3 protein-coding genes are annotated in these 1,857 nt (G+C 26.9%); 1 reads left to right on the top strand and 2 read right to left on the bottom strand.

The features are described from left to right. The coding region (locus tag VLM92_RS10145) for a hypothetical protein (protein ID WP_325276229.1) at positions 1 to 219 on the bottom strand (219 nt) is incomplete at its 3' end. Further along, positions 219 to 1,253 carry an ATP-binding protein gene (locus VLM92_RS10140; RefSeq protein ID WP_325276228.1) on the bottom strand — a complete coding sequence of 345 codons (1,035 nt, stop codon included), beginning with the start codon at positions 1,251 to 1,253 and terminating at the stop codon, positions 219 to 221. The genes VLM92_RS10145 and VLM92_RS10140, both read right to left, overlap by 1 nt. A gap of 156 nt (positions 1,254 to 1,409) precedes the next feature. Between VLM92_RS10140 and VLM92_RS10135 the strand changes: the two genes are divergently transcribed. Further along, positions 1,410 to 1,805 carry a (deoxy)nucleoside triphosphate pyrophosphohydrolase gene (locus VLM92_RS10135; RefSeq protein WP_325276227.1) on the top strand — a complete coding sequence of 132 codons (396 nt, stop codon included), beginning with the start codon at positions 1,410 to 1,412 and terminating at the stop codon, positions 1,803 to 1,805. Positions 1,806 to 1,857: the final 52 nt, after the last annotated feature.

Genomic DNA, 1,857 nt, shown 5'->3' with positions numbered 1-1,857 from the left:
TATAGCTACACATAAATTGTTTTTTAAAAAATAAGCTGGCATAGGTATATGTCTATCTAATCTATCATTTATAAAAGGATAACTTCTAGGAACTCTAGATTTCCACATATCTGGCAATTGATTTACAGCCCTTGCTTCTACAAAACCTCTTAACAATAAAACTCTAGCCACACAATTCACATCATGTATGCCTTCTACAAAAAATATAAAGCTTCTCACTATCTCACATCCTGACCTAGTAAAGTTCTTATATCCTTTAACTTATTGCCAGAAAATTTAGTACTATAAATTTTTTCATCGTATATTTCTATTCTAAAACAAGATAAGGAATCAGTTTTATTTCCTACACCTATTATCATTCCATCTATAGCTTCTAAACTATGTGTAGTACAAATAAGTTGAACTTCAAACTCTCTACAAGCCTCTACAAACCATTTAAAGACTTCATTTATCATGTTTTTGTGTATAGCCGTTTCTATTTCATCTATTAAAAGTATCCCTTGTTTAGCACTTACCACCGCTGCTGCTAAAGTAAATACTTTCTTTACACCATCTCCAAAACTAAATAAAGGCATAAGACCATATTTTTCATGATTTATATAAGTAGTCATTTGATTATTTTTATTAGCAGTTGGTAATATATTAAAATCTAGAATATTAGAGTCAAACATTTTAAGAAGATTTATTATTTTATCTTTCTCACTTTCTTTTATATTTTCTATACCTTTATTAATTAAATTACCTCTAAAATGGTCATAGGGAGTTACATATACAATTTTTATAGCATCACAACCACTACAATCTTTAATACTTTGGTTTTCTTTTAAAAATATATTCTTATTAATTAAATCCTTATCTTCTAATTTTACACTTATCTTTCCTTTAAATGCATTCTTTTCTAACTCATTATCTTCAACATCTGAAACTTTAGTTAAACTTCCACCTATCTTTAACTCTCTTGTCAAACCATTAATTGTTGAATTTATTTGTATACTTTTGGCTCTATCTTGTGCTTTTGGAAATATTTCTAAGAACAATTCAAACTTTGAAGGGTAGCCACTATCTATCCTTGAGGTATTATTTAACATACCTTTTATGTTATCTTGGCTTTCTAAAAGTGATATAGCTTCTAATAACGATGTTTTTCCACAGTTGTTATTACCCACTATTATGTTTATATTTGATAAATCTTTTAACTCTAAATCCTCTATACCCTTAAAATGCTTTATATTTAAATAACTTAAATAATTCATATTATCACTTCTTTCTTCATTGATATAGTTAATTATATAATTGAGAAGTAATTAATATAACTTTTCTTTATCCTTTAAATAGTTTTTAAACATCTATACTTGTCAAATCTATTTTTTATTTTCTATTTATGTTAAGCTTATTTAGAGGTGAATATAATGAAGAAAACTGTAAAAGTAGTAGCAGCAATTATCGAAAATGAAGATAAAGAAATATTATGCGCTTTAAGATCTCCTGATATGGTCCTTCCTAACTTATGGGAATTCCCTGGTGGTAAGGTTGAGAAAAATGAGGAATTATTTGATGCTATAGAAAGAGAAATTAAAGAAGAACTTGATTGTGATATTAAAGCAGTTGAAGTATTTAATGATAATACTCATGAATATGAAAAAATTATAGTTAATCTTATATCTATTAAGTGTAGGTTGGTAAATGGAACTCCTAAGGCTAGTGAGCATTCTAAATTAGTTTATTTACAAAGAGAAAATCTACCTTCTTTAAAATGGGCTCCTGCTGATATATGTGCAGTTGAACAATTAATAAATGAAAAATAAAAGTCCTCTAACTTGAATATTTTCATGTTAAGTATACATACATAAAAAGCTC

The sequence above is a fragment of the Romboutsia sp. genome (assembly GCF_035470145.1).
In the GTDB taxonomy this organism is placed as follows: Bacteria; Bacillota; Clostridia; order Peptostreptococcales; family Peptostreptococcaceae; genus Romboutsia_D.
This window is presented reverse-complemented; position numbering and strand designations above follow the sequence as displayed.

What these genes read in the sequence shown, in the direction of transcription:
- VLM92_RS10140 (WP_325276228.1), bottom strand. Translation starts at nt 1,253, where the DNA reads ATGAATTATTTAAGTTATTTAAATATAAAGCATTTTAAGGGTATAGAG.
- VLM92_RS10135 (WP_325276227.1), top strand. Translation starts at nt 1,410, where the DNA reads ATGAAGAAAACTGTAAAAGTAGTAGCAGCAATTATCGAAAATGAAGAT.